Genomic DNA, 25,638 nt, shown 5'->3' with positions numbered 1-25,638 from the left:
ATTATCCTCACATCTTTGCTGAACTTTTTTTACGGTAGCGCCCTGGAGACATGCCCTCTATCCGTTTGAACACTTTGCAAAAATAGCTTGGTTCGCCGTAGCCGACCATTTCGCTCACCTGATTGACCGTAGCTGTGCTCGTAACCAAAATCTCTTTTGCTTTGGCAATCCTCACCTGATTTAAATAGTCACTGAATCCGATATGAAAATGAGCGCTAAAATAACTGGATAAATAGGATGGATTGTAGTGGAAATGCTCGGCCAATGCTCCCAAAGACAGAGAATCCGCATAATGTTCGTCAATATAGTCGAGCAACGCCTGAATTCCTGGGGATCAATCGACATTTGTGTGAATTGCCAACAAAGACTGAACAGCACCAAGAAAATCATCAAACTGGGTAATCGCCGATTTGGCATCTTTTGCTTCATTGATATCGGCAAAATACTGGTATTTTGCCTGTTCCAGTTCCTCGACATTGTACTTCATGTTTCCCAACAGTACGATAACATTAAAGATGATATTTTCCAGCCAGGACTTGAACTCAAAGATATCCTGTGTGTAATCCCTCGTTAACTGTTCCACGTGCTTTTCCAGTGAAGCAATCGCAGTGTCGAATTTTTTTTGTTTAAACAGCTCGATGAATTGACTCAGCCGAAATGGGCTTGCCTTTTCCGGTTCGGGCAGTTCCCCATCAATCAGAACAGTTTCTCCGGATAAATAAAACATGTAGTTATGCAATTTCATGAGACTATTTTCATACACACTTTTTAGTTCATCTATAAGTGAAAACGGCATACTAATTAACAAAGTAATCGTTAATCCAGAATCGCGGTGCTCGTTTGTCAAATTGATCAGGTCCTGCTTAACGGATAGCTGCTGTTCAGCCGGGAAATTGATCAACATTACCCGGAAATCGCTTTCATTTTCCGGCAGCAATAACGACTTTTTATCCGAACCCAGATTCATGAAGCTCTCCAATACCTGTCCTTCTTTGTCGTCATCAACCCAACAAATCCCTGCCAGAAAAAATTGCTCATAAGGAAAATCCTTTAGCATTTGTTCCTCATGACTAGGCAAGGCGTAACCCTGGATCCGTTTTTCCAGCAGCTCCTCCAGTGAGACGGTCTTTTTAGTAGTTCCTCTGGTAGCAGGTGCTATCCTGCGCAGCGTTTTGATCAATTCTTCTCCGTTAAGCTTTGGCTTGAGAATATAATCGGCCACCCCATTTTGAAAAGTCGAGCGGACATAGTCGAAGTTTTCAAAACTGCTCAACACGATGATTTCCATTTCCGGATATTTCGCTTTAGCCAATTTGACCAGCTCGGTTCCATCCAGATCAGGCATGACAATATCCGTAATAAGGATGTGAGGTTCCAATTTTTCAATCATCCGTAAAGCTTCCTTCCCGTTCGAAGCTTCTCCAGCTATCTGGAAACCTTCCCGCTCCCAGTCAATGTAATTGATGATTCCTTGTCTGATCAGCATTTCATCGTCAACGATCAATACCTTGTACAAAGCCCTCATAGTATATCTCCCTCCCCCTTTAAAAAGTAGCCTTACTTTAGAAGAAATACGAAGCGGCACATGCACGGACAAAGCTTTTTTAATTGCAGTGCAGACAATGTGGCAGGATGACAATCGGTAACGTTATTATTAGTTTAATATAAAAAATCAGGGATAAGTACTGCTTTTTTGTTCCAGTGCCACCATCCCGTGCTGCCTCTTTTTTAAAAATGATTCCAAATGGTGGAACTCGATTAACCGATGGGAAACCAATCCTGTTAATGAACCATTCTACCGTATGAAGGTTATTTTGACTATAAGGAGAGGGGTTGCAATAAAAGGTATATCACCCGTGTTACCGATAGATGGAGAAAGGAAAAAGAAATATTACGGGGGAAGTTGATTCCCTTGCCGGTACCGTCGCATGGGAATTCAAAGAAACGCGGAAAGCTATGGAGAAGCCACTATTTGATTTAGAACTATCGGCAGAAGACATGGCAAAATCGCAGATGAATACCGGCGTTCGTACTTTTTTTGATCCGGACGAAAAGAAATAAAGACAAAGGGCTAATCTAATTAGATCAGCCCCTTTGACTATCCTACCGGGTGAGTGTATGGGCAGGAAAAGGCTAGACTCCTCGGGCATCTGCCTGCTGGCCTCGCCATTCTTTGATTTCAGGCAGAAATATCGCCGTCTCTCCTAATCCTCTCATTTGAACAATTGCTCAAATACGGCGTCGATGGTCGGAAAACCGCTGATATCTTCGTCGGTAGGATCGTCTGTCTCCACCGTCCATTCCTGTCTGGCCAACTCCAACTGCCCTTCATCTGTTTTTGCGAATGGCATGTGCACCATGTACACTCTTCCATTTTTTCTTACCGTATAACCAATGTAATAATCGTCCTCTGGCCCTTCTTCTTCAAAGGTACCGATATCATCAATATTGTACTTTTCCATAAGCGTTTCAAAAGAATCTTGCAGCTCGCCTCTTATTTGGTCAATGGTTACGTGATCCACGATCCATCCCTCCTTGCCCTTTAATATGGATTCCTTTCGAATAAGCCATGCATGCAAAAATTTCCTCGTCTTACCTTAGAGGTTTGAAGCAGACTATATATGGAAGACACTATAAGAGAAGGGTGAATTCAAATGACCAATAAAGATCCAAACCATATGAAACGTGAAAAGAAAACCAACCCAATTGGTGAACAACCATTAAGCTATCCAGGCCAGGAGGCCAATGACTTCCGCGACATCACCTATTCTCCAGGTGAAAATCGCTATTTGAATGAGCAGCGCGGAAAAAAGCGAGACTGAAAACAGGAAAAGCAGTTGGTCCCGCTTTTGCGGAACCAACTGCTTCCTTTATCTTACTCTTCCTCATCATGCATCCACGTTTTCCCGTCCGTATTGTTTTGCGTGATTTCCTGCTCGGCGGTGAGTGGATGGTCCTTGGTCAGTTCTTCGTTCTGTCCCGGGTGTTGTTCGAACTCACTATCGATGACATCATTCAAGATTGCCGAGCTGTCTGTTTCGGTTTTGACGTTGTTCATTTCCTTGCGCAGTTGTTTATCGTTTTTCATATAGGACCTCCAGTAAATAACGCTTCGTTATTTATTCTTCCAGATTTCCTATGTAGTATGAATATTACTAAAAAAAAGCGCAGCTTTAACTTTTGGCAGGAAAGTTTTCTTCAATTTGTTCTTGAAGGACTTCCATTCCCTCGGGACTTACCACAATGCCACTTGGCAGTACAATGTTATCCTCGCTGATTTCACCTGTTATCATGCATTGCTTGCTCGGTTTGTATTTTTGCAGGACGATTTTATCCTCATCGACAAAAATTTCAACAGGATCTTTTTCTTCAATTTCCAAATTCCTGCGGACTTCCATCGGGATCACAATGCGTCCCAATTGATCCAATTTCCTTACTACACCTGTACTTTTCACTTCGTTCTCCCCTTTATGAAAATAATAAAATGATACAACATGAGAAAATAAATACTTTATAGAATCATTGTAACAAGTCCGATCAGGATTCAACGAATACTTTGTTTTTGTACAGAATTTTTTAAGTCTACCATAAATCTTTTGATTCCATAGGATTTAGGCTAATGAAGCAAAAACTCCTCAAAATCGGTTTCGGCAGATTTTTTAAACCGACGCTGTTTTTGGACAATCCATAAATCACGCATAATACTGAAATCTCTCACCATTACTTCGCGCAAAGCTTTATATTTCAATTCTTTTGTCACCGTCAAGCGTGGAAGAATGCTTACACCCAAGTCTGCCTCCACTGCACTCTTAATCGATTGCATACTGCCGAGCTCCATTGCATGCTGGATCCCCACCAGAACTCCCCGGCCACTCAAAGCATTTTCGACAAGTGAACGTGTGCCTGAGTCTTTTTCACGCCATATCATCTTCTCTTCCGCAAGCTCTTGAACGTCAATATAATCACGTGACGCCCAACGATGATTGTGGGAAGTGACAAGAATCAGCTCATCATCGGCAAACTTCTGAACTTTAAAGTCGTCGTTGTCTACTGTACTTTCTACCAAGGCTATATCGACTTCGTTTTCTTCCAATTTTGCCAAAACATACGGCGTATTGCCGATGGATAAACTAAACTTTATTTCCTCATGCTGCTTTTTGAAATTTCCTAGCAATCCAGGCAGTAGATACTCGCCAATCGTCAAACTGGCTCCGACCTTAAGTACGGAAGCTTGTACACCGGTCAATTCCTGGATCGCTTCATAGGAAATATTGTCGATTTCTACTATTTCTTTTGCGTAGCCATACAACGTTTTTCCAGCATCCGATAACATGAGCTTTCCATCCGTCCTGTCAAACAGCAACGTTCCATAACGATTTTCCAGCTGACGAATCTGCCTAGTCACAGCCGGTTGGGTTACATAACTCGACCGAGCCGCTTGGCTTATGCTTCCTTCATCTACTACGCGGCAAAACATCCGTAAGCTCTCTATATTCACGACGCACCACCTTGCCGGTTATCTTCGTTGATTTCGTTGATTTTGCAGTGTTTAACTACAAGGGCTTCAAGCATCACGCACGCACCGGAATCCCATGTTTCCTGTCGAACTATCGATGGTATTGGAACTGCGGGCTGCCACCCTGTACCTGTTGCAGTAAGAATGATGACAAAGATAGGAACCACCGCGCATCACCTTTGCAGTTCCTTCGGAAGGCCCGGTCGGATTTACTAACTGATCCATATCTCTGCTTCGATCAAACCAGTCTGCACACCATTCCCAAACATTTCCCGAGACATTATACAGGCCAAATCCATTGGCAGGAAAAGACTTCGCCGGTGCAGTTCCCACATAGCCATCATCCGCCGTGTTCTCTTTTGGAAAATTGCCCTGCCAAATATTGCATCGATGTTCTCCGCCCGGCGTCAATTCATCTCCCCATGGAAATTTTTTCTGTTCCAGACAGCCACGGGCAGCAAATTCCCACTCCGCTTCGGTCGGCAGACGCTTCCCGGCCCACTTGCAAAACGCTTCCGCATCATTCCAGGAAACATGGATCACCGGGTGGTCCATTCGGTCTTCAATCGAAGACTCCGGACCTTCCGGCTGATACCAATAAGCACCTTCCACAGCAAACCACCATGGCGTGGAGGGAAGCTGTTGAATCGCCATTGGCGGTTTTTCGGGCAGGAACTTGTAGAATACGAACGACCACCCGTATTTTTCCGCTTCCGTTTGGTAACCTGTTTCCTTTACAAACACATCGAATTCTTCGTTGGTGACTGTATAACTGTCAATATAGAAAGGAGATACTTCCACTTTTCTTACTGGACCTTCTCCATCACTTTTAAATCCTTCCTCATCTTCTGTTCCCATCAAATATTCACCGCCAGGAACATAGACCATTTTCTCCTGATACCGCACTTGTTCTCCTGTACTTACTTTTGATTTTGTGCTTCCTTCTCTATTTTGAAAAGTCTCACTGATTGATCCTCTACTTCCTGCACAACAAGAACAAGTATAATGAGTAGGTGTCTCTTTTGTCATTTTAGTGCACATCCTTTAAATAGAAATCGCATTCCAAAATCACAGTCGTTTTTTACCATATTCCGGTCAGATAACGTTTCCTTCCTTTATTCTATCATCTGTAGGTAGAATTGCATCAATACAAACTGGTTATACCCTATAAAATATAGTGAATAGACAAGTGATCTCCTATCTGAAAGAATTAAAGTAGTTACTTTACATAAGGAGGCACTTACTACTTTGGACATCATGACAGGATTATTGCTGCTTTGCATCGGTATCATCGCCGGGGGTTACGGGACCATTGTCGGAGCTGGAGGAGGATTCATTTTTGTACCTGCGTTATTGCTGCTCTTTCATATGGATCCCGCTGTTGCATCAGCGTCCGGGTTGGTCATTGTGTTAATCAATTCCCTATCGGGCGTGCTCGGCTATGCAAAACAAGATAAAATCTTATACAAAACGGGACTGACCATAGGGATCAGCGCATTACCAGGTTCCCTGGCTGGAGTTTGGTTGCTGCAGCATTTTTCTTCGCAATATTTTTACGTCGTTTTTGCGACCATCCTGGTTGCACTCGGGCTATTTTTGTTTAGCAAGAATACCCCTTTTCCAAGGAAAGGCATCAGTAAGAGAGCGGAAAATAAAGATAGCGAGACAGCTTATCAGCAAGCAGGGCCAACTCTGGAAGTAGCTGCTAACGGAACACGAGAAGCCAGTGGATCGAAAGTCAGAAAGACCGGTGCAACATCCGGTTGGTTTATACCACTTGGATTAGTAATGGGTGTTCTTTCAAGCTATTTGGGTATCGGCGGCGGCTGGATACTGGTGCCGATTTTGATTTATATTTTCGGCGTATCCACTCACTTTGCAACAGCCACCTCGCTTTTTTCCTTATGTTTATACTCATCCGTTGGTGTGATTTCCCAGTTTTTTTACGGAAACATTGACTGGATGACCGTATTTTGGGGCGGCGCAGGTGTGATTGCCGGTGCTCAGGTCGGAGTTTTATTATCCCAACGGATACCAGGTCGGATCATTATGCAGATGCTATCTGTATTGCTAGTGGTAATAGGGGTTAGAATGTACTTTAGTTAAGGAAGTATTCCCATGAGGAATAGACACTTTAAAGGTACCCTATATTAGTACTGGGGGATTTTGTTAGTTCACTATGACCAAAGTAGTAAAAAAGATGCTAACAGTCCATCAAGCTGGACTATTAGCCGTAAGTGCCGGTTTATCTTTTAAACTGAAAAGTGACTCCCCTTAGTTGGATTTATAATTATTATTCCTGCGCCTTTTCCATGTACTCTTTCCGTATTTGGGAAAGGGATTTTCCAGACTCCTTATGCACCGCAAATACGTAAGTTTGGATACTTGACCAACCGAAAAGGTTTTTTAACCATTGCTGCATGGAAATTTCTTTTCCATTTACTTCTACATTTCCATTTGCTTGCAAAACTCCTTCGTCATCACGACCTTTAGCTGCTATAATATCACCTGGCTTTACTACACCCCAGTCAATCATCTCCCCGATTTTTGGAAGAGTTCTTCTGTTTATTCCTTTTTTGTGCATTCTACGGTTCACTGAATTATCCAAAAAATTCACATAATAATCTTGATATGTATTCAGTGGCAAAACTTTTTCAATATCAATATACACTTCACCCTTAATATCGTAGGGAATTAATTTATAACAACTTATATCCACGTTATTACTATTCAACCAAGCAACCGCTGACAGCGTCTGCTCATCATAATCGGAAGCAACGAGTATAATTTTTTGGTTATTATTAAAATTGTTCTCCGCACCATTTTCCCGCAAGAACTCCGTTAATTTACGTGTCCCTAATTCAGCACTAGTCAAGTATCCACCTTCAAACTCTGATCGATGTTTCTCTATGTATGGCGAATATACTTTGTTCACTAAATCCTCTATATCCTCAATCGTTGCATAGCTAGCTGCATATCGAATTGCCTGAAATTCAAAAGCTTCTTTTCTCGTCTCGATATCTTTACGGTCGCGCTTAATCTCTATTAAAACGATATTCCCTTTGTTATCTATTGCAGTAAGATCGCTAATTCCTTGTTTTGCATTTCTAACTTGTTTCCCAACAATAAGCATAGATTCTTCTTCATCGCAAATTATTTCGATGTTCCTTCTTAATAATTCTTCCATGTCACTTTCTTTATAATTGAGTTCAGAAAAAGTAGTCTCTCCAATTTTAATCACTTTATCGGAAGTCACATGGTACATTTTCATCCTCCTTAAAGAACCTATTGGTAAATTATTTTAACATAGAGAAAAATCGATATAAAAGCTCTATTCCATGCTGCTTCAGAGAGAATGAAGGTGGCAGATTGAGTCAAAAATTATAGTGCACACTGCCATAATAGTGAGAAAGGGAATAAACTAATGCGTTACTCTGGAAAATGTTTCTACCAATCTATCATGTTTAAAAATACGAGAATAAGAGAATACTAATACCAAACAACAAAACGATTAGGAGGGAAACAACATGCATCAGCAAAATAAAGTTAAATTAGACCAATTCATCAGAGAGGACAGATTTGAATTAGAATCTTATGTTTCACAACTAATTAAACACCATTCAAATGATGCTCCTACTCGTTCACATGACAATGTAATGGCTCGATAATTCGTTACTTAGTTAATGAAGAAACACAAATGATCAATATATAAATAACAAATGAGAAGGGTTGACTGATTGACAGTCAACCTTTTATTTCGACCCAAAATTACTAACACCCCAATAGTTTTACAATACTACCTTTAACCTCTTAATTGAACACATCCCCTGTCATCTGACTATTGCTTTAAAAAGTGTCCCATAACCCTACTTTTTACTCTGTTATTTTGTTTACCGAACTTTTACATTAAATACACACCCAGCTTTAAACTAGTTTGCTAGTTTGAAGGTGATTTACAAATAAAAAGGAGGTATTTCTATGTGGAAAAAAGTTGTACTTGCTGTCTTGCTTTCCGCGTCTCTTTTTAGTACTTCGGTTTCCGCAGCTTCTTCCGAAAATGACCATTTCAAAAACAGGTACAAGCACGTCCAACTCCTGGGAATCAATGATTTCCACGGTCAGTTAGACGTTTACCGTGACATTGCCGGGAGACAAGCAGGCGGTGCGGAATATCTGGCTGCTTACCTAAAACAGTATGAACAAGAAACGAAGAATACCTTGCTGGTACACGCCGGGGATGTAGTTGGTGCCAGTTCTCCTGTTTCCTCGTTGCTTCAGGATGAACCAACCATCGAAATTTTAAACGAACTTGGCTTCGATGTAGGTACGGTAGGAAACCATGAATTCGATGAGGGCGTGGACGAGATGAAGCGTCTTATTTATGGAGGGGAACACGAAGAAACCGGGGATTTTGAAGGGGCTTCCTTCCCTTATACCGTGGCAAACGTGGTAGACGAAGATACTGGGGAGCCGATTCTACCTCCATATGTGATTAAAAAGGTAAATGGCATCCCGATTGGATTTATCGGTGTCGTCACTACGGAGACACGAGACATTGTGCTTCCAAGTGGTATCGAGGGTGTAGAATTCACCGATGAAACAAATGCAATTAATGATGCGGCACAGCAACTAAAAGAGCAAGGAGTGAAATCCATCGTCGTTTTAGCGCATGTCCCTGTCTCTTCCGAGCAAGATGGCTCTAATCCTTCGGGAGATGTCGCGGAATTCGCTCCCCAAATCGATGATGAAGTCGACATTATATTGGGTGGCCACAACCACGATTATGCCAATACCGTTGTCGACGACAAACTGATCGTTCAATCCTACTCCAGCGGTACCGCCTTTTCGGATATTGACTTGTTGATCGATCCAAAAACGAAAGACATTGTCTCCAAAGAAGCAGAAATTGTTACGACATATCATGACGGAATCGAGCCTGATGAGCAAATTGCCGATATGGTCGATACTTATAAAAAAGACGTCGAGGACTTGGTGGAGGAAGTAGTCGCGGAGACTTCCGAACCAATTACGACTGTTCAAGATGAAAGCGGAGAATCAGCCCTCGGGAACCTGGTCGCAGATTCTCAGCGGGCTGCCATGAATTCGGACTTTGCTTTCATGAATCCAGGCGGAATCCGTGCTGATCTTGACGAAGGTCCGGTAACTTGGGGAGAGCTGTATACCATGCTTCCGTTCGGGAATAACCTGGTGAACATGGCACTCACCGGCAATCAAATCAAAGCTGTTCTTGAACAGCAATGGGAAGAGAATTCAACCAAGATTTTGCAGGTTTCTGGACTGCAGTACACTTGGGAAGATGACGCACCAATCGGCGAAAGAATTGTTGAGATGACAGATAACGAAGGAAATCCGATTGAATCAAACCAAACGTACACAGTTACAGTGAACAACTTCTTAGCGGAAGGCGGAGACGGATTCACCGTACTTACCGAAGGAACTAATCAAGTAACAGGTCCACTTGCTTTAGATGCAATGATTGCGTATTTGCAAGAACAAGAAGGGCCTATAGCAGCGCCGGAAGAGGGGCGGATTGTGGTTAAGTAGTTACGACTATTGTTTCATATCCCACAAAAAATATAATAGACGAAGTGATAAAACAAGAAAAGCTGCCTTTTCCGAATGATAGGGAAAAGGCAGCTTAGTTAATAAACCTATATAAATTGATCCAGATAAACTTCATCGTCACTTCTCGGGATGGACGTGTTTCATGATTGCTTAGCTTTCACTTTGTTAGAATACAATCCCCCAGAGAATGAAAATTCCAAAACGATCCTGCAGAAATCAAAGAGAGAAGCCGTACTTTTCCGACCAATCAAACATTTGTGTCATCCACTCCTAAAGAATGTTTTATTCTTGAGAATGCTTCCGGGTCAAAGCCTTTCGCAAATGATCCTCCTTTACGTAATGCCTTTCCGAAATGGTACTGAGAAGCGGAAACAACAGAATGAATGGATTCGATGTTAGCCTGCCCTAAACCAGACCCTGGCAAAATTGCGGGGCCATTATTCGTTTCCGACAAGTTTACTAGTGTCTTCAAATTGTCTTTTCCGGCTTCACAGTTAACTTCTCCACCTGAAGTCAAAATGCGCTTCACTTGTTGCTTATAATGATGCAAAGTGTGATATGCAGCTTCTTGAGATACAACTTCATCAAAGGCCCGGTGAAAGGTAATGTCTAATTTCGAATCCAGGTTGATTACTTCCGACAGTGCCTTCTCGTCAATCGCATTATCCTTAGTTAACCCGCCAAATACGATTCGATTACTGCCCAAACTCAGTACTGCTTTAATGTCCTCTAAAATAATTGCTATATCGGCTTCACTATAATAAAAATTATAGCTATGTGGACGAATCATAACTTGCACGGGAATTTCCACAGCCTGCAGTACTTGTTTTATGGTGCCATAACTAGGTGTCAGACCGCCCTCACTAATAGCGGAAACCAACTCTAGCCGGTCAGCACCTAGATATTCTGCTTGCTTCGCTTCCTCCGCATTCTGAACGATTACTTCTATTAACAGTTTCACTCACTCTCCTGTATGGCCATCTCTATTAAACCTGCTCCGTTCCCATCAGGATATCTCCTATTACTTCAATAGGATTAACTGAACACCAATTTCATTCCATTGTCACAAGGTATGAACACGATCCTCCCCCGTTCTATTTCCCTGATTACCGACTTTTACCTCGCGAATTAGATTTCGATTGCCCTCTTCTTTGCTCATCCGGTTGTTTTTTACTTGGATTGGTCGGAGCAAAGTTCTTTTTTCTATGTTCTTCCGTCATGTTAATTCCTCCAGTTTCATAAGAATTTGATTCATCCCTAATAATCGAACCAATTCTTTTTATCGTAACCGGAGTGTGCTGATTTATTCAGATAATCACCTATTCTATAAAGGAGCGGGGTAACTAGTGCCAACCTCTAACGGTAAAGAGCCATACCATTAAAAGTATGGCTATACTATTGGCAAGGAGAACATGTTTTTACCTTGGACGACCAAGCATGATTACTATCGGTTTAAATATACCTTTAAGTGCATTTATTACATAACAGGCGGTTTAATTCTTTGCGATAATTTCTTTATCTCCTAAAATTAAATAGTTTAATTCACCCTCTGGTATTTCATTTAGTTCCTTGCGCTTAACCAAATAGAAACCGATCCCTAAGATAATCCAGGCTACTAATGCAATCCTTGATTCTATTCCCAAAAACGCCGGTGACCCTGGAATCAATAGAAGTGATAAGAAAATAATACTTGTTACTACTCCTAATCCGGCAAATGCCTTTTTTAACGGGGAAACGACATTTATGGAAGGGTAAAAATCCGATCCCATATTCCATTTAAATAATTTATAAGCTGTAAAACACGTATAAAAATAGGCAATGGTAACACCTATGGATGACATATCGACTACCCAAGTTAACACTTCTCGTCCAAACCATGGTGCTATTAAGGAAACAGCAACCGTAAAGATAATACCAATATAAGGTGTACTGTATTTCGGATGGAGTTTTGAAAATATTGCCGGGATGATCTTAGCACGTGACATGGCAAATAAAAGCCGGCTTGAAGAAACGATAAACCCATTTAAACCAGTAAAAATCCCCATTGTCAGCGCTATGACCAAAATAGCTAAACCAAAGGTTCCCAATAAGTCTTGTACGACTGTTCCAGTACCCCATAGAAGATTTTCCGATACCAGGCCTTCCCAGGGACGAGCCATTGCAGTTGCCAAAATCATTAATATATATAATAATGCTGCGAAAAATATAGCTCCGATAATTAAATTAAAAGCCTTTTTAGATGAGAAGTTAAATTCTTCGGCAAGTTGTGGTACATTATCAAATCCTACGTAAGCCCATGGTGCGATGGCAACGATTGCGATCACCGCAGCAAAAGCCGTTTTTTCACTCGGGAACAGTGGTTGAACGTTTGTAAAACCAGACGCTGGCTGGCCGCCTACGAAAAAGGACAGAGCCACAATACTTATTACCATTACTGTACAAAAAATAAATTGCAGTCTTCCTGATATTCCGGTTCCTTTAATATTTAAATAGCCAAACAATAATAAGGACAAAGTCGCAAAAATAATCTCTGTGCCATAAACATCCCAGCCTGCAATTTGATATAAATGCAGGTTTTCAACAAACTTAGGAAAGACAAATTTAAACATTAAGGCAAATGCTGAGGCATTTAGCGCAACGATACATATATAACCAAGCGTCAAAAACCATCCACAAATAAATGCGTGCGTCCGACCTAAACTAATAAACGCATAGGCAAACTCTCCACCGGATACCGGAAAGCTTTTGATAAGGAATCCATAACTAACGGCTATTACCATCATTAACAAGGCGCCGATCCCAAAACCTAACATTGCTCCAAGAGGGCCGGCAGTACTCATCCAGTTAGTAGGCTGTACAAATGCTCCCCAGCCAATCGAAGAACCCAGAGCTATTGCCCAAACCCAGTGGGGCTTTAAAGACTTCTTAAGGGTTTTTCTTTTTTCCATTTTTACATCTCCTTAGCAAGTTTCTTAAATATAATAATCAATCACAGTTTTTTGATAAAGAGCACATCATCCTAATCATATGTACCATTAAATGAGTAATTTTAATGAAAGAACAATAAAAAAACTGCCTTTCCCCGAATTATAAGGGGAAAAAGCAGCTTCGTATAATAAAAAGAATTTTATCATGTGTAATAAACTTCCTTGGATAAATTACTTCCAATACCTCGGAAGCCCTCTAATACCTTTTCAACTGTTCAATCGTTCTCTTAATATTAACTGTTCCATCTTCATTTAATTGGATATAGGCTGTTCTTTGAGCGATGGTCATCGTTTTCCCATTGCCTAATCTGGTAGGCCGCTCTAATTGAAGACCCCGTTTTTCTGATTTCTCGAGGATATCATTCAAGGCTTCTGTGCGAAGTTTGCTTCTTTTTTCGCCTTCTCTTGCTACTACTTTTATGCAGAGGTTTTCTTGCTCCAATTGCATATAATATCTTTTATTAAGCTTGGAATCCCACCAGAAACCCCAAAACCCACCAGACCGATTAGGTACATATCCCCAATCTCCGTCTATTTCTTTTTGGATCTCTTGGTAGAATCCCTGCCAAGCATAACCATCCCACTCTTTAAGATTCTTCGTTCTAAATGAGGAAATGTTGTCTTCCAGTTTTTGCAGATGCCGGTAATAATCAAGGAAGATGGCATTGTCTATGCCATTATCGACTCCGTTTTTTAATATTTTTAACATCATTGACCTTTTAAAGGGTACATAGCCTGCATCCTCAACAGATCGATAATGACTCTGATCAGCAATTTTATAGTAGATCGGCAATTGAGTCAGACGCGGATATGCTTCCTCGATTGCTTCCCGGTAGCGTTGAAGCTGATTGGAATGATTTTTCGTATAGGTCTTATCCTCTATCAAAATAGCATATTTATTATTTATGATGGCGAGAATATCCAATGATTTAAACTGCCGGGTGACCTTAATGGATTCAACCACCGGAGCCGGTAAGTGATGTACACGGAAAATTTCCGAAATGAACGCCACCGCAGCATCATGCAGCGGCCGATTCAACGAACGGTATGCCTGGTCACTCCAAGCCATCAGCCAGCATAAAAATGCGTCTTGCGACAACTCGCTCGTTGCGAACTCGAATAAATTCGGCGTTTCCACATATGCAGATTGACTATCCCTGGCTTTTTGTAGTAATTCCTCGATATTATCATCTCCCTTGTAATCCTCCCAATAGCCTTTGGAAAGCAGTGCGTCAACGTGCATTGCCGGCCATATAACCAAATCCCGTACGTCCAAAATTCTTGCTTGTTGATTAGCATACAGTAATAAAAGGCGATCCTCCCCCTGTTGGGCAATCACTTTCGGAATTTCCTCTATGCGTTTCTTATAGCCGCATTGTGCTTGGCATACATATGCTGGGAATACATCCATGACAATTCCGCCATCTTCATTCTGTTCAAGATTTTCCCCAGCATCTTCTATCAAAGGTGAACCGCATCGTGGACAATTTAACAAATTCAATAGAACTTCCCCCTTTTTTCTATAGACGTCTGGCTGAATGAAAAACAGCAAATCATTTCTTTTTTTATACATTCATTCTGTCTGCAAAAAGCAATAAATGTTGAGTTATAATAGAGTGACTACATATTAGAGGTCGTCCACAGGTAAGTCTGATAAAACAAATCCCAATAAACTATAAACAATACGCCGGCACACTTTTAGTAAGCCTGGATAACCCATGCTTCGTTCCCAACTAGTTGTTTTAAGCGAAGCTGTCACTATCATCCTCGTTCTCAGAAATATCTTCTACATCAATGTCGATAATTTCAGGAAAGTTTTCCTTCAAGTCTTTATATTCTTCAAACAAGTCTTCTTTCGAAAGAGTGAGCGTATCCGATAATACTTTAGCTAACCTGCGCCCCATAGGTTTCATCGATGCGTACGTTATAGAACCGGAAACCATTCCTCCGAGTATAGGGATTGATTTTGAGATGCTTTTTGCGAAAATATCTTTGTTGACCTTGATTCCTATGTAACCAGCAATTTTCTTTATGATTGGATAATAAAAGGTTTTCATCATTGCCTTCTGAGGTATTTTCTTTAAAACTTGTTGTGACAGGCCCGAGGATACAAACTTAATTACAGAAGCAGACCCTGCCACCCCAAACATCACTCCTAAATAAATCAGCAATTCATTTCTAGCTTTCTCTGTATCCATATGTTCTTCAAGCCACAAATCCTCATGTCCGTAGAGGTAAGCTAGTTCTTGTGCCAAAATTAATGAATGACCAAAAAACTGGGTAATGTCTGCAGGGACAGTCCCTATCATGGCAAGTCCACCAGGAACGCCAGCCGCAAAGGATACGGAGGAACTTTTAATCGTTCTCATATGAATAACGGATTTTGCAATGTTCTCTAGTTTAGAACTCTTTATTCCAGATAAATATGGACCTACCTCTATGATCTCCTTCATTTGCTTTTCCGTCACCAGCTTTTCGAATTTGCTTTTCAAGAAATCTTCTCTGTTCACTTTTACTCCTGGTATTTTTATCACTTGGTCCACAATCTTTTCAATACTGTAATTTTTCGTCTTGTCAGTCACCTATTCCACTCCTCTTATGTTTCATAGATGTATCCTCTTTCTAACTACAATCGAGACAATAATCCTTGTCAGTTTGAGCATTGTAAGTTGGCATGTATATAAAAAGTATGTTATTTCTCTAAATCTATCAGTAGTCCTTTTCTCTTATAGCAATAAGGAATAGTATTGGGCTAACCCCAAAAATCCCTATATGTGTGAACATACCTTAGCACAATATCTTAAAAGAAAACATCATTATTAAGTAAAAGCCATATATAGCTCTCATGTCATTTACTCCATCCCTTTTCAAATTATAACTGTAACTTGTAAACAAATACCCTGGGGCCGTGAGGTGAACATCGAAAACCCTTCTATACAACCAGATTGTTTATAAAAGAAAAATTAGCATGTGGGTAACAGAGTATCCCTATTAAAGTTAATGTATATACTTAAAAAGTAATCGTCATACAAACTTTGATTGTACTTTCAGCTACGATTATCCAACATTTTAGAAGGCATTTCTTTTTTGAATCTCCAATCCCTTGCAGCATAAGAATATAGAATTCTATCTGTTAGTTAATATTGATGTGTTATCTAAATCCCTACATAATTGAGACAGTCAGGAATATTATACCATTATCTATAAGGGATTTTGACCATAATTCAGGTAATTTGTAGAAAGGAGGCATCTATCAGCGATCAAATCGTGGAAGGAGAGTAGCAGTAAATAAAGCAAGCGTAACAATCCTTTGTCGGAATGATTCGCTTGCTTCCAAGGGAGGTATAGAAAAGCTTAATAACTGAAAGAGCTAGAGGTTACTCGAAAACGAGGTTACGCGCTTGAAATAGAGGAATTGGCTTTGGGTAGAGCTTGCATAGCTGCTCCTGTTAGGGACAAGAGTGGAAAGGTAGTTGCAGGCATCAGTCTTTCCGGCCTGAAATCAGGTTGGAAGAACGGGAGCAAGAGTTGGCAAGCATCCTGATTGAAACAACTGATTTAATTTCCTTAAAAATGGGCTACATGTCTTCTCTCGCCAGAATGTAAAATAAATTAGTTTTTCAGAGAAAAGCGGTTGGACCGAAAGAACCCAACTGCTTTTCTCATTTTCATTCTCACAATATCCGACATCCATCAGCGAAATATCCCTTAATATTATCTTCATCTACTACCGCTCTCACGTCATACCACTTATCCTGATGGAAGGAGATTTTTTCTTCCGCTAGCTACCTTGAGGGAGACCTCACTAGCATCAACCTATTCTTTACCCAATCGATATCTTAGACCCAACCTCTACTGCCACCAGTTCAGCATCTTCCAAATACAACGTACCTGATTGCTCAGCTTCCGTACTTCCATTAAATCGTAATGTTATATGACCTAAATCATGAAGGTTTTTGTTGACGGCAGAACCGACTTTTGTAATCTCATAAGTTGTTCCGTCAATAGTCAGTGTTGAATCTTCCGTTATTTCTTTTTCTACTGGATTGACATCGATGATATAGCAAAAGTCCGCAAGTTCAGCCGGAGCGTTTTCTCCAAATAGAACTATCATTCTTTCTGCTTCAAAGGCTTTTGCCTCTTTCCCGATTCTTTTTATTTCTGTTTGATACATAGATCACTCGCTCCTTGTTTTTATTTATATAATCCGAAGCTTGCAAGCCAAGCAACAAATACTCGTGGGACACCATTTATGAACCTGGAATACAGCACGGATGGAACCCCTACTTCAATTGTTTTCGTTTCTGCTTCTGCCAATCCTAACCCAACGGGAATGAAGTCTGCAGCATTTTGAGTATTAATCGCAAATAATGCCGGAAGTGCCAGGTTAGGAGGTATGTTGCCTTTCCCGATTTCCACACCGATCAGCGTACCCAGTACTTGTCCGATAACCCCTCCTGGGCCAAGTAATGGACTTAAGAATGGCAACGAACAAATAAACCCAATAGCAAGCAATCCCCAAATATTCCCTGCAAGTGGCGACATGATGTTTGCGAATAAGTCACCAATACCCGAACCTTGAATAATACCTATCAACAATGCTACGAATCCCATAAACGGAATTACTGTATGTAACATGGTTTCCACAGCATCACGAGAAGCTTGATAGAATGTATTGATCACTTTTCCAGCGGCTAATCCGATTCTGGTAAGAATACTTTTATTTTCTTGCTCAGCCCTTGTTTCCATGATTTTCTTGTCTTTTGAATAAGTCGCTTGATGTTCTGGTTCTTTCGCTCCTCCTTGAGCCTTGACGGATGTACTTTCACTTTCTTCACCAGCAACCGAAACTTGGTCAACGTCGACATTAGATACGTAAATGTCTTCCGTTATATATTGACGCAAGGGGCCACTTTTACCGGTAGCCATGATATTGATCGTAGGGATGCCTTTTTGCGGATAAATGCCACAACGTAACGTTCCGCCACAATCAATGACTGCCGCCATAATTTCCTCTTCCGGTACGGAGGTTTCAAAACCATTTACTGGTGTAGCACCGGTGATATCACATATTTTGTCTACAATAGCAGGCTTATGTCCGCCTGTTACATACATTAATTTGTCACGGTTACCATCCACTCCGATTGTCAACGGCCCGCCAAAACCACCCGATCCTTTTACGATTTTCGCTTTTTCAGCCATGTTGTTCACCTCAACCTTCTACTTTTACTTCTTTGCTTAATTTCACATTTTGCTGTTTCTCTATATAACTCGTCGTAAAGTCTGTCACCCAGCCACCTATGAAGTTCATCACTAAACCGACTAATAAGTAACGAACGGCTAAATCTGTCATCGGCAGCCCCAGTTCTTGGATACCTTGCGCGATGCCCAAGTAGATAAATAACTCCGCCGGGTTTATATGTGGAAAAATCCCGTTACTTGTATGGGCAAACTGTGCCGCGGAAGCAAAGTAACTCGGTTTATATTTCTCTGGCATGAATCTGCCTAAGGAGTGGACCATAGGATTCGCCAGCATAAAGGACCCCAGGAATGGTAATACCAAATACCTTAAAAACGGATTTTTGGCTGACTTTTGGGCAATAACATTTATTCTGTCTTCCCCTATCAATTGGATAATAGTATTCATTGCAATCAATAACATCAGTACAAGCGGTACAATAGACGTCATCCAATCTATAAATGTGTCGGCACCTGTTTGGAATAAGTTGATAAATCCTTCTGCAAAATTAACGATGTAATCCATGCTTTAGACCCCTTTCTTTTTTAAACATTCCGTTTACTTTACGTACAGCTTTCATCATTGGCGAAGGAATCTGGGCAATTTCCCCGCCATTTTCAATGACATGGAAAGTGTTTTGTGCATCCAAAATCGCTTTTCCCAACAACTTGTTGTAATCCTCTAGATCACTGGCATTAACCTTTTGCAACTTCTTTCCTTCTAAACCTTTGAGTGGTTTGAATTTAGAGAATACGGTGACACCTTGCATATATCGAGCGTCTTCAATCTCGTTTTTGTTATTTAGCTGCAGTAACACTAGCGTTCCAGATTTAACGATAGCCGGCCGTCTTCCAATGGCGACACGGCCTTTTTCCCGCAATTGGGTATAGTTCTTGGTGAAATTCTTGATCTGGAGCAAACCTAGTATGTACTGCACGACAAACCCTATCGCAGCAAAAATAATCAACATGATAAGCATGGGCTATTCCCTCATTTCCTGGTTTAATAGTCGTGATAAATCCGTAAAGGTCGTCTTAGCATTGATTTTGTTCAAAATATAATTATTTGTCGTGATCGCCAACACTTCCTCATAAATCCGGATGAGCATTGCCTCATTCACGTTCTCCTCAGAAGTTGCGATCAGCACTACCAATCTGAGATTTTCATGATCGTCAAGCGGTTCGTCTAGAACACCGACCTTGATAAAAATACCCATTTGCTTATGGCTGGCATGCGGAAAGCCGAGTTGACCGTTGATCGTAGATTTTTTGTTTTCCCTTTCAATCAAACTCTTCTTAAAATCTTTGTCGACTTTCCCCTCCTTGTAAAGTTCATCAGCCAGTCTACAAATGATATCCTGATACGTTTGCCGTCCCTGAAAATGATAAAAATCAGAATGATCGAGGAAATCTACCAAAACACTGCGGTTGAACAATTTCTTATTACTTACATCCTTATAAATCAAAAATTGTTCTATCTTTAATTTAAGCAGTTGCTGATCGAAGACATCCTCTACATATATAACTTTGTTGAACATTCTGTTAGTTTTAATTGTTGAGATAACTAAATCAAATGGATGAATGTTTTCTTCGGTAAACTCGGATTCATCGATGACCACCACGTTTATTTGGGTGCCGAACACTTTGCGCAAGTTCATGGTTAACAACTTGGTCGTACTCAATCCTTGATTTGTCAAAATTGCAATGTCATGTAACTCATTCATCTGCTGCTCAAGTTGTTCCAAGTACACACTGAAATATATCGTTAGAAACCCCAGTTCCTTTTCCGGCATTCTCAAGCCAGTCACGCGTGTTATGCTTTCTCCCAATACTGTAGACAATTCATAGGCAAAGGGAAATCGCTGCTGCATCTCAAACGCCAGTTCATTATTCAATTTGATACGGAAAATCAATCGATTGATTAAATGCTTAATGTGTAAGCGAATATCCTTCGTGAATAGCTCCTCATCGATTTTAAGCCCGTAAAACCGTTCTACATCCCGGATTGTTTGATCGATGATTTTTTGAATAAGGCTTTCATCTTGTTGCGTCAATAACTCATCCAATAATGAAGCCCTGCGTCCCATTAATTGCACAACGATTAAGATAGCCTCTTTTCCGGCATTTGCCTTCGGGAACACTTTTTCTATATACTCTTTAATAAAATTCAATGCCATGTACTCTTCCGAATGAAAAATATGTGCATCTAAATCGACTGTGCCATTTATAAAACAATGTTGCTCCATTCGCTGCATGGTCACTTTGAGCGCCAAAATCAACCGTTCTAATGACTGTTCATCCAGTTTCCAATCTTGTTGCAATTAATCGAGACCTGAAACCAAATTCTGCGGTATTTCATATTCGATGAATCCGGAAGGAAATTGTTCAATCGCCAATTTGCGTATCTCGAACTCAGATCCTTCCAATATCAAGCCTACATTTGGCGTACCTGTGATCTGTACGTGTGATGTCTCGATATCCTCTTTCAACTCCCGCAGAATTTTACTGATCAGTGTTTTGCTCAAAAACAACCTATCCGCCATGTCATCAAGGGTTGTTTGCTTGTGAATAGATAATTGATAAAAAAGTTCGTCTTTCCTTTGCTGATTCACTCTGTCATGTTCCTGGCATTCATCTTTTAACAAATCCAGTTTGTCGGAAAATACCTGTTGCTCCTTGATTGCCAGGGATAATTTTTGATGCTGTTTGGTGATGACCGCGGCCTCTTGGAAGTCACGGTTGATTTGTCTTATATAATTCACGATCGTTTTTTCTGTAAGATTTAATTGATAGGACAACTTTTCTACTTCGATCTCTTCATGTATGAGTGACTCTATCATCTTTAGGTGTTTTTCATTAAGTTGCATGACCTCTCCCCTATCTATGGAATCAGCCTCTAGACTTACCACCCGAAATGTTAACTGTGGTTCCTGTTATATAACTTGCCTTATCAGAACTTAAATAACAAACCAGGTCAGCAATCTCCGTCAATTTGCCCACCCTGCCCAATGGAATCGATTTGGAATAATCACCATTCAATCGATCGACAGTCGTATTTCTACTGTAAGCAAGAGCTTCCTCATATTGTGGTGTACGCAATCCAGTTTCTTCAAGAATCCCCGGAGCTATAGCTACAACGTTTACATTGTGCTTACCAAGTTCTTTTGCCCAACTTCTTGTAAAACCAATCAAAGCAGCTTTGGTAGCCGAATAGATACTTTGACCTTCCGAGCCTTCTTGTCCAGCTTCACTCGAAACATTAACAATAATACCAGACTTTTGAGAAATGAAGTGTTTGGCTACTGCTTGACTGAGCCAAACAGGCCCCTTTAAATTCACATTGAACATGACATCTAAATCTTTTTCATCCATTTCATATTCAGGCTTTTCGCCTTTGACATCTACAAGCAATCTCGGAAGGTTAATACCTGCATTGTTGACCAGCACATCGATCTTACTTTCTCTTTTTGCCACAGTGTCTACCGTTTGTTTTACAGCTGCAGCGTCTGTGACATCCAGTTCCATAAAAAGGTAATTATCGTGATCAAATGGCTCATCTTTTAAATCCAAATTATAGACAATCGAACCATTGTCTAACAAGGCGGTGACTATCGCTCTGCCAATTCCAGAACTTCCGCCTGTCACAATTGCAACTTTTTCTTCTAGTCCTAACCAACTTCCCATCACAAATGCCTCCTAAATTTCTTGTTGAGTTCATTGTACAAATAAGCGTTTTCAAAATTAATTCTTACTTTTGTGGGGATTTTGGAAAAAGGGGGGATTAATTAACGTTTTATGTGAGTCGTAATTCCTTTTCGGCCATTCGGAAATCGAAAAAGATGGAGGGTTGATGGAATGAAGTTACTGAGGGGTATGGGAGTATCAAACAAGCTATGGAAACTGAGCATGGAAAATTACAAAGGTTGACTGCGCTCCACAGTCAACCTTTTCTAACTATCCTTAAATTCTATTTCGATGACGGGTACAATTTGGTCAGGCTTGATTACCGGCAGTTCCAAAACAGTTTCATTCTCTGCGACGACTGGCTTGTCATGATGAAAAACATCAGAAGGAGCCGGTTCTGTTATCGGCATCTCTGAATGGTCATGCAGAAAACGTGCATACTTCACTTTCTTTGGAAGATCTTTTAGATGGATGGTTCGAAAAGGCCAGGAAAAAATGTGTATAAACACCCTGTTTCCCTTTTGTGTCAGTCGACAGTCTCTCGGACAATAAATGTTACTGGATCCTGCTCCTAGTATGGAATCCTCGTTATATGTCATCCACTCTGCCAGGTCGTCTAAAACTTCTTCGGTGTGTGAATCAAAGCATCCTCTTGCAGTTGGACCAAAGTTCATTAAAAGGTTGCCATCCTTAGAAACAGTATCAATCAACAATTTCAAAATCATATCTGATGACTTTCGATGGAGATTATTTGGATTATAACTCCAGCGCTCGTTAAAGGTTTGACAGGCTTCCCATATCCGTTTCTTTCCATCTTCGGTATAAAGTAAATCAGTTGGCTGATATTGTTCCGGTGTATAGACACCTCTATCGAGTCCTAAGCGGTTGTTAAAAATCATGTGGGGCTGATGCTTTAATATCAGATTCTCTAATTCTTCCGCTTTCCAATCCGCTGGACCTTTCCCTTTTGCCCAGCCCCAATCCCTGTCTTCATAAGAGAAATCAAACCAAAAGTAATCTATTTTCCCATAGTTGGTTACTAGCTCTTCTACCTGATTATGTAAATATTCTTGATAAATAGACATATCTCGCTCTTCTTCTTTCACTTGTTCATCGTCTCGCTGTGGATGAAGCCCATCGATTGTAAAATGCTCATGATGCCAGTCAATCAACGAGTGATAGAATCCTATTTTCATCCCTTCGTTACGACAGGCATCTACAAATTCTCTGATAGCATCCTTTCCATAAGGGGTGTTTGTGATCTTGTAATCCGTGTACTTGCTGTCCCACAATGCAAAGCCTTCATGATGTTTTGTCGTGATGACGATATATTTCATCCCACTTTGTTTTGCCTTTTTTACAATGGCATCAGGGTTAAATAAATCCGCCTTAAAATGAGAAAGATATGCCTCATAATCTCGTTTTGGGATTTGTTCCTGGGTCATGATCCATTCATCTTTTGCCATGATAGAATAAAGCCCCCAATGAATGAACATACCAAAGCGATCATGCTGGAACCAAGAAGGGGTTCCGTACTTTTCAGGCCAATCAAATGTTTCCGTCATCACTTATTCCTCCAAACTGTTTAATTCTTGAAAATGCTTCGGGGTCGAAACCTTTTGCAAAGGATTCTCCTTTTCGTAAAGACTTTCCAAAATGATATTGAGAGGCAGAGACAACGGAATGAATAGCTTCAATATTGGCCGGCCCTAAACCAGACCCTGGCAATATTGCCGGACCATTTGTCGCCTTCGATAAGTGTACTAGTTTCTTCAAACTATGCTTCCCAGCTTCACAATTAGCCTCTCCGCCTGAAGTCAAAATTCGTTTCACCTGTTGTTTATAGTTGATTAAAGTCCGATATGCAGATTCTTGAGACGCTGTTTCATCAAAGGCGCGATGAAAAGTGATATCTACTGTCGAATCCAGTTTGATTATATCCATCAGTGCCTTCTCGTCAATCGTATTATCTTTGTTTAATCCTCCAAAGACAAATCGATTTCCGCCCAAATTCAGTACATTTTTCACATCCTCCAAGATAACAGCCATGTCTGCTTCACTATAGCAAAAGTGGTAGCTGTGAGGACGAATCATAATTTGAACCGGAATTCCGACAGTATGCAGTACTTGTTTTATAGTTCCATGGCTGGGTGTTAGGCCGCCCTCACTCATAGCAGAAACTAGTTCCAACCGATCAGCACCCATATACTCTGCTTGTTTGGCTTCCTCCGCATTCTGAACGATTACTTCGGTTATCATGGTCGTTTACTCTCCTGTACGACTATCTCTGTTAGTAAACGGACGCCAAACCCAGCAGCACCTTCTTGATAATATCCTTCTATTTTCCACGGTCGAACAGTATTGGCCATATCAATATGTACCCAGTGACAATGGTCCTCCACAAAATTTTTTAAAAATAACGCTGCTGTGATTGCACCTCCAAAACTGGAAGAGCTCATATTATTGATATCTGCCGTAGAACTTTTTAAATAAAGCTGGTAATCGTCAATTACCGGCATCGGCCATACATAATCGCCGGTCCGTTCGCCTAGTTTTTTATAATTCCACAGTTTTTTCTCGTTGTTACTAAAAATCCCAGCCATTTTCAATCCAAGCGCTTGACCTATGGTTCCTGTTAAAGTAGCAATGTCAATAATTGTATCAGCGCCGATAGTTTGTGCATATAAAATTCCATCAGCCAAGATCAAACGGCCCTCAGCGTCAGTATTGCCAACTTCTACCGTCTTGCCATTACGATAGGTAATGACATCCGATGGCAAAAAGGCATTACCCCCAGCTACGTTTGTAACTAATGGTAAAATCGCCGTCACTTGGACAGGAGCATTTAAATCTGCTAAAAGCTTGATAGCCCCGACTACGGCAGCAGATCCCCCCATGTCCATTTTCATTTCACCGATATCTGTTCCGGTTTTGACATTCGTGCCACCCGAATCAAAAGTGACTCCTTTACCGACAAGAGCGAAATTGTTGGTTTTACTATTTTTTAATGTCAATATGGCAACCTGGGGGGGCTGGCTACTTCCCTTGCCTACTACCGCAGTAGCCTCGAATCCTCTACTTCTTAACGCAGTCGAATCAATAATCTCGACATCGACCGCCGTGTCCTTAAATAGCTTTTGCAGTTTATCAGCATATATAGAAGGTGTCAGTTTATTTGCGGGTTCATTACACAAATCACGGGCGACATGAACGGCCTCCGCTTTTGTAATTGCTGTTTTAATAAGCGGTTCATAGTCGCTATTAGCAAAGTGCAATTTAGGCGTTTTTCTTACAGCTTCTTTTTTATAGCTGATAAATTGGTAGTCAGCCAGAAACCATCCCTCCATGAATGCTGCAACAACTTCCTCTTCCGAAAAGGCGGGGAGGAGGGATGTAAACACCGGAAAATCTAAATCTGCCTTTGTACATCTATTTTGTTGCAGTTCCTGATTAATGGTCCCACCCAAAAAACGCAAGTCTTCCAGCATTACCTCCGATTTATGGATTGCTGCATATAAAAATACATCATCCTCCTTTTGTAACCACCTGGTTTCACCAAAGGAGAGAGAGCGAAGATATGCGATTGAACTAGTCTCTTGGTTAATCGGTTCTATGCGTACATACATT

Annotated in this window: 27 protein-coding genes; 5 read left to right on the top strand and 22 right to left on the bottom strand. The window is 40.8% G+C overall.

All coding sequences use genetic code 11. From position 1 onward, the window contains the following. Window positions 1–7: 7 nt before the first annotated feature. Together BLR82_RS20620 and BLR82_RS13755 are read right to left on the bottom strand one after the other, a co-directional pair. Window positions 8–316, bottom strand: a complete 309-nt coding sequence (locus BLR82_RS20620) for a helix-turn-helix transcriptional regulator (protein ID WP_175486814.1) — start codon at window positions 314–316, stop codon at window positions 8–10. An 18-nt stretch (window positions 317–334) separates the two neighbouring features. Then, on the bottom strand, window positions 335–1,525 hold the full coding sequence (locus BLR82_RS13755; protein WP_083334857.1) for a response regulator: 1,191 nt from the start codon (window positions 1,523–1,525) through the stop codon (window positions 335–337). A 344-nt stretch (window positions 1,526–1,869) separates the two neighbouring features. On the opposite strand from BLR82_RS13755, the gene BLR82_RS13750 reads away from it, so the two are divergent. Beyond that, complete coding sequence (locus BLR82_RS13750) at window positions 1,870–2,061, top strand: hypothetical protein (protein ID WP_074600019.1); 192 nt, start codon at window positions 1,870–1,872, stop codon at window positions 2,059–2,061. 152 nt (window positions 2,062–2,213) lie between these two features. Here the strand turns inward: BLR82_RS13750 and BLR82_RS13745 are convergent, their stop codons facing one another. Beyond that, a complete protein-coding gene (locus tag BLR82_RS13745; RefSeq protein WP_074600018.1) occupies window positions 2,214–2,522 on the bottom strand; it encodes a DUF5634 family protein in 309 nt (102 codons plus the stop codon). Between the two features lie 132 nt (window positions 2,523–2,654). Between BLR82_RS13745 and BLR82_RS21090 the strand changes: the two genes are divergently transcribed. Then, window positions 2,655–2,822 (top strand): hypothetical protein, encoded by a 168-nt coding sequence (locus tag BLR82_RS21090; protein ID WP_175486813.1) that lies wholly within the window; start codon window positions 2,655–2,657, stop codon window positions 2,820–2,822. A 53-nt stretch (window positions 2,823–2,875) separates the two neighbouring features. Here the strand turns inward: BLR82_RS21090 and BLR82_RS13740 are convergent, their stop codons facing one another. From BLR82_RS13740 to BLR82_RS13725, 4 genes are all read right to left on the bottom strand, one after another. Next, the gene (locus tag BLR82_RS13740; RefSeq protein ID WP_074600017.1) at window positions 2,876–3,088 is read right to left on the bottom strand and encodes a hypothetical protein; all 213 of its coding nucleotides are present in this window, start codon (window positions 3,086–3,088) and stop codon (window positions 2,876–2,878) included. An 85-nt stretch (window positions 3,089–3,173) separates the two neighbouring features. Continuing rightward, on the bottom strand, window positions 3,174–3,455 hold the full coding sequence (locus tag BLR82_RS13735) for an AbrB/MazE/SpoVT family DNA-binding domain-containing protein (RefSeq protein WP_074600016.1): 282 nt from the start codon (window positions 3,453–3,455) through the stop codon (window positions 3,174–3,176). 161 nt (window positions 3,456–3,616) lie between these two features. Continuing rightward, entirely contained in the window at window positions 3,617–4,498 is an 882-nt protein-coding gene (locus tag BLR82_RS13730) for a LysR family transcriptional regulator (protein WP_074600015.1), read from the bottom strand. A gap of 66 nt (window positions 4,499–4,564) precedes the next feature. Further along, on the bottom strand, window positions 4,565–5,545 hold the full coding sequence (locus BLR82_RS13725; protein ID WP_074600014.1) for a formylglycine-generating enzyme family protein: 981 nt from the start codon (window positions 5,543–5,545) through the stop codon (window positions 4,565–4,567). A gap of 219 nt (window positions 5,546–5,764) precedes the next feature. Between BLR82_RS13725 and BLR82_RS13720 the strand changes: the two genes are divergently transcribed. Then, complete coding sequence (locus BLR82_RS13720) at window positions 5,765–6,622, top strand: sulfite exporter TauE/SafE family protein (RefSeq protein ID WP_074600013.1); 858 nt, start codon at window positions 5,765–5,767, stop codon at window positions 6,620–6,622. A 187-nt stretch (window positions 6,623–6,809) separates the two neighbouring features. Here the strand turns inward: BLR82_RS13720 and BLR82_RS13715 are convergent, their stop codons facing one another. Further along, window positions 6,810–7,781 (bottom strand): hypothetical protein, encoded by a 972-nt coding sequence (locus BLR82_RS13715; protein ID WP_074600012.1) that lies wholly within the window; start codon window positions 7,779–7,781, stop codon window positions 6,810–6,812. Between the two features lie 713 nt (window positions 7,782–8,494). On the opposite strand from BLR82_RS13715, the gene BLR82_RS13710 reads away from it, so the two are divergent. Next, on the top strand, window positions 8,495–10,081 hold the full coding sequence (locus BLR82_RS13710; protein ID WP_074600011.1) for a bifunctional metallophosphatase/5'-nucleotidase: 1,587 nt from the start codon (window positions 8,495–8,497) through the stop codon (window positions 10,079–10,081). Between the two features lie 268 nt (window positions 10,082–10,349). On the opposite strand, the gene BLR82_RS13705 is transcribed toward BLR82_RS13710, so the two are convergent. The 4 genes from BLR82_RS13705 to BLR82_RS13690 all read right to left on the bottom strand — a co-directional run bounded on the left by BLR82_RS13705 (window position 10,350) and on the right by BLR82_RS13690 (window position 15,671). Continuing rightward, the gene (locus BLR82_RS13705) at window positions 10,350–11,063 is read right to left on the bottom strand and encodes a copper homeostasis protein CutC (protein WP_342721603.1); all 714 of its coding nucleotides are present in this window, start codon (window positions 11,061–11,063) and stop codon (window positions 10,350–10,352) included. Between the two features lie 532 nt (window positions 11,064–11,595). Next, complete coding sequence (locus BLR82_RS13700; protein ID WP_074600010.1) at window positions 11,596–13,050, bottom strand: APC family permease; 1,455 nt, start codon at window positions 13,048–13,050, stop codon at window positions 11,596–11,598. A 235-nt stretch (window positions 13,051–13,285) separates the two neighbouring features. Then, on the bottom strand, window positions 13,286–14,590 hold the full coding sequence (locus BLR82_RS13695; protein WP_175486812.1) for a PD-(D/E)XK nuclease family protein: 1,305 nt from the start codon (window positions 14,588–14,590) through the stop codon (window positions 13,286–13,288). 241 nt (window positions 14,591–14,831) lie between these two features. Further along, window positions 14,832–15,671, bottom strand: a complete 840-nt coding sequence (locus BLR82_RS13690; protein WP_074600009.1) for a bacteriochlorophyll 4-vinyl reductase — start codon at window positions 15,669–15,671, stop codon at window positions 14,832–14,834. 779 nt (window positions 15,672–16,450) lie between these two features. Between BLR82_RS13690 and BLR82_RS21620 the strand changes: the two genes are divergently transcribed. After that, window positions 16,451–16,633, top strand: coding sequence for an IclR family transcriptional regulator domain-containing protein (locus BLR82_RS21620; RefSeq protein WP_083334855.1), 183 nt, complete (start codon window positions 16,451–16,453; stop codon window positions 16,631–16,633). 279 nt (window positions 16,634–16,912) lie between these two features. Here BLR82_RS21620 and BLR82_RS13680 read toward each other — a convergent pair whose 3' ends face one another. The 10 genes from BLR82_RS13680 to BLR82_RS13640 form a co-directional block, all read right to left on the bottom strand. Beyond that, window positions 16,913–17,263 (bottom strand): PTS glucitol/sorbitol transporter subunit IIA, encoded by a 351-nt coding sequence (locus tag BLR82_RS13680; RefSeq protein ID WP_074600008.1) that lies wholly within the window; start codon window positions 17,261–17,263, stop codon window positions 16,913–16,915. A gap of 20 nt (window positions 17,264–17,283) precedes the next feature. Continuing rightward, a complete protein-coding gene (srlE, locus tag BLR82_RS13675; protein ID WP_074600096.1) occupies window positions 17,284–18,291 on the bottom strand; it encodes a PTS glucitol/sorbitol transporter subunit IIB in 1,008 nt (335 codons plus the stop codon). A gap of 10 nt (window positions 18,292–18,301) precedes the next feature. After that, entirely contained in the window at window positions 18,302–18,853 is a 552-nt protein-coding gene (gene srlA / locus BLR82_RS13670) for a PTS glucitol/sorbitol transporter subunit IIC (RefSeq protein ID WP_074600007.1), read from the bottom strand. Beyond that, a complete protein-coding gene (locus BLR82_RS13665; protein WP_074600006.1) occupies window positions 18,837–19,307 on the bottom strand; it encodes a transcriptional regulator GutM in 471 nt (156 codons plus the stop codon). The genes srlA and BLR82_RS13665 overlap by 17 nt, the downstream gene beginning before the upstream one ends. A gap of 3 nt (window positions 19,308–19,310) precedes the next feature. Beyond that, entirely contained in the window at window positions 19,311–20,648 is a 1,338-nt protein-coding gene (locus BLR82_RS13660) for a BglG family transcription antiterminator (protein WP_083334854.1), read from the bottom strand. Beyond that, the gene (locus BLR82_RS20615; RefSeq protein ID WP_083334853.1) at window positions 20,649–21,194 is read right to left on the bottom strand and encodes a helix-turn-helix domain-containing protein; all 546 of its coding nucleotides are present in this window, start codon (window positions 21,192–21,194) and stop codon (window positions 20,649–20,651) included. A gap of 22 nt (window positions 21,195–21,216) precedes the next feature. After that, window positions 21,217–22,011, bottom strand: a complete 795-nt coding sequence (locus tag BLR82_RS13655; protein WP_074600005.1) for an SDR family oxidoreductase — start codon at window positions 22,009–22,011, stop codon at window positions 21,217–21,219. Between the two features lie 266 nt (window positions 22,012–22,277). Beyond that, on the bottom strand, window positions 22,278–23,576 hold the full coding sequence (locus tag BLR82_RS13650; protein WP_074600004.1) for an alpha-L-fucosidase: 1,299 nt from the start codon (window positions 23,574–23,576) through the stop codon (window positions 22,278–22,280). Then, complete coding sequence (locus tag BLR82_RS13645) at window positions 23,560–24,270, bottom strand: copper homeostasis protein CutC (protein ID WP_074600003.1); 711 nt, start codon at window positions 24,268–24,270, stop codon at window positions 23,560–23,562. Before BLR82_RS13645 ends, BLR82_RS13650 begins: the two co-directional genes overlap by 17 nt. After that, on the bottom strand, window positions 24,267–25,637 hold the full coding sequence (locus BLR82_RS13640; protein ID WP_074600002.1) for a M17 family metallopeptidase: 1,371 nt from the start codon (window positions 25,635–25,637) through the stop codon (window positions 24,267–24,269). The genes BLR82_RS13645 and BLR82_RS13640 overlap by 4 nt, the downstream gene beginning before the upstream one ends. Window position 25,638: the final 1 nt, after the last annotated feature.

The sequence above is a fragment of the Sediminibacillus halophilus genome (assembly GCF_900103695.1).
Taxonomy (GTDB): Bacteria; Bacillota; Bacilli; order Bacillales; family Amphibacillaceae; genus Sediminibacillus; species Sediminibacillus halophilus.
Note: the sequence above shows the minus strand (reverse complement) of the source record. Positions and strands in the feature narration are given on the sequence as shown.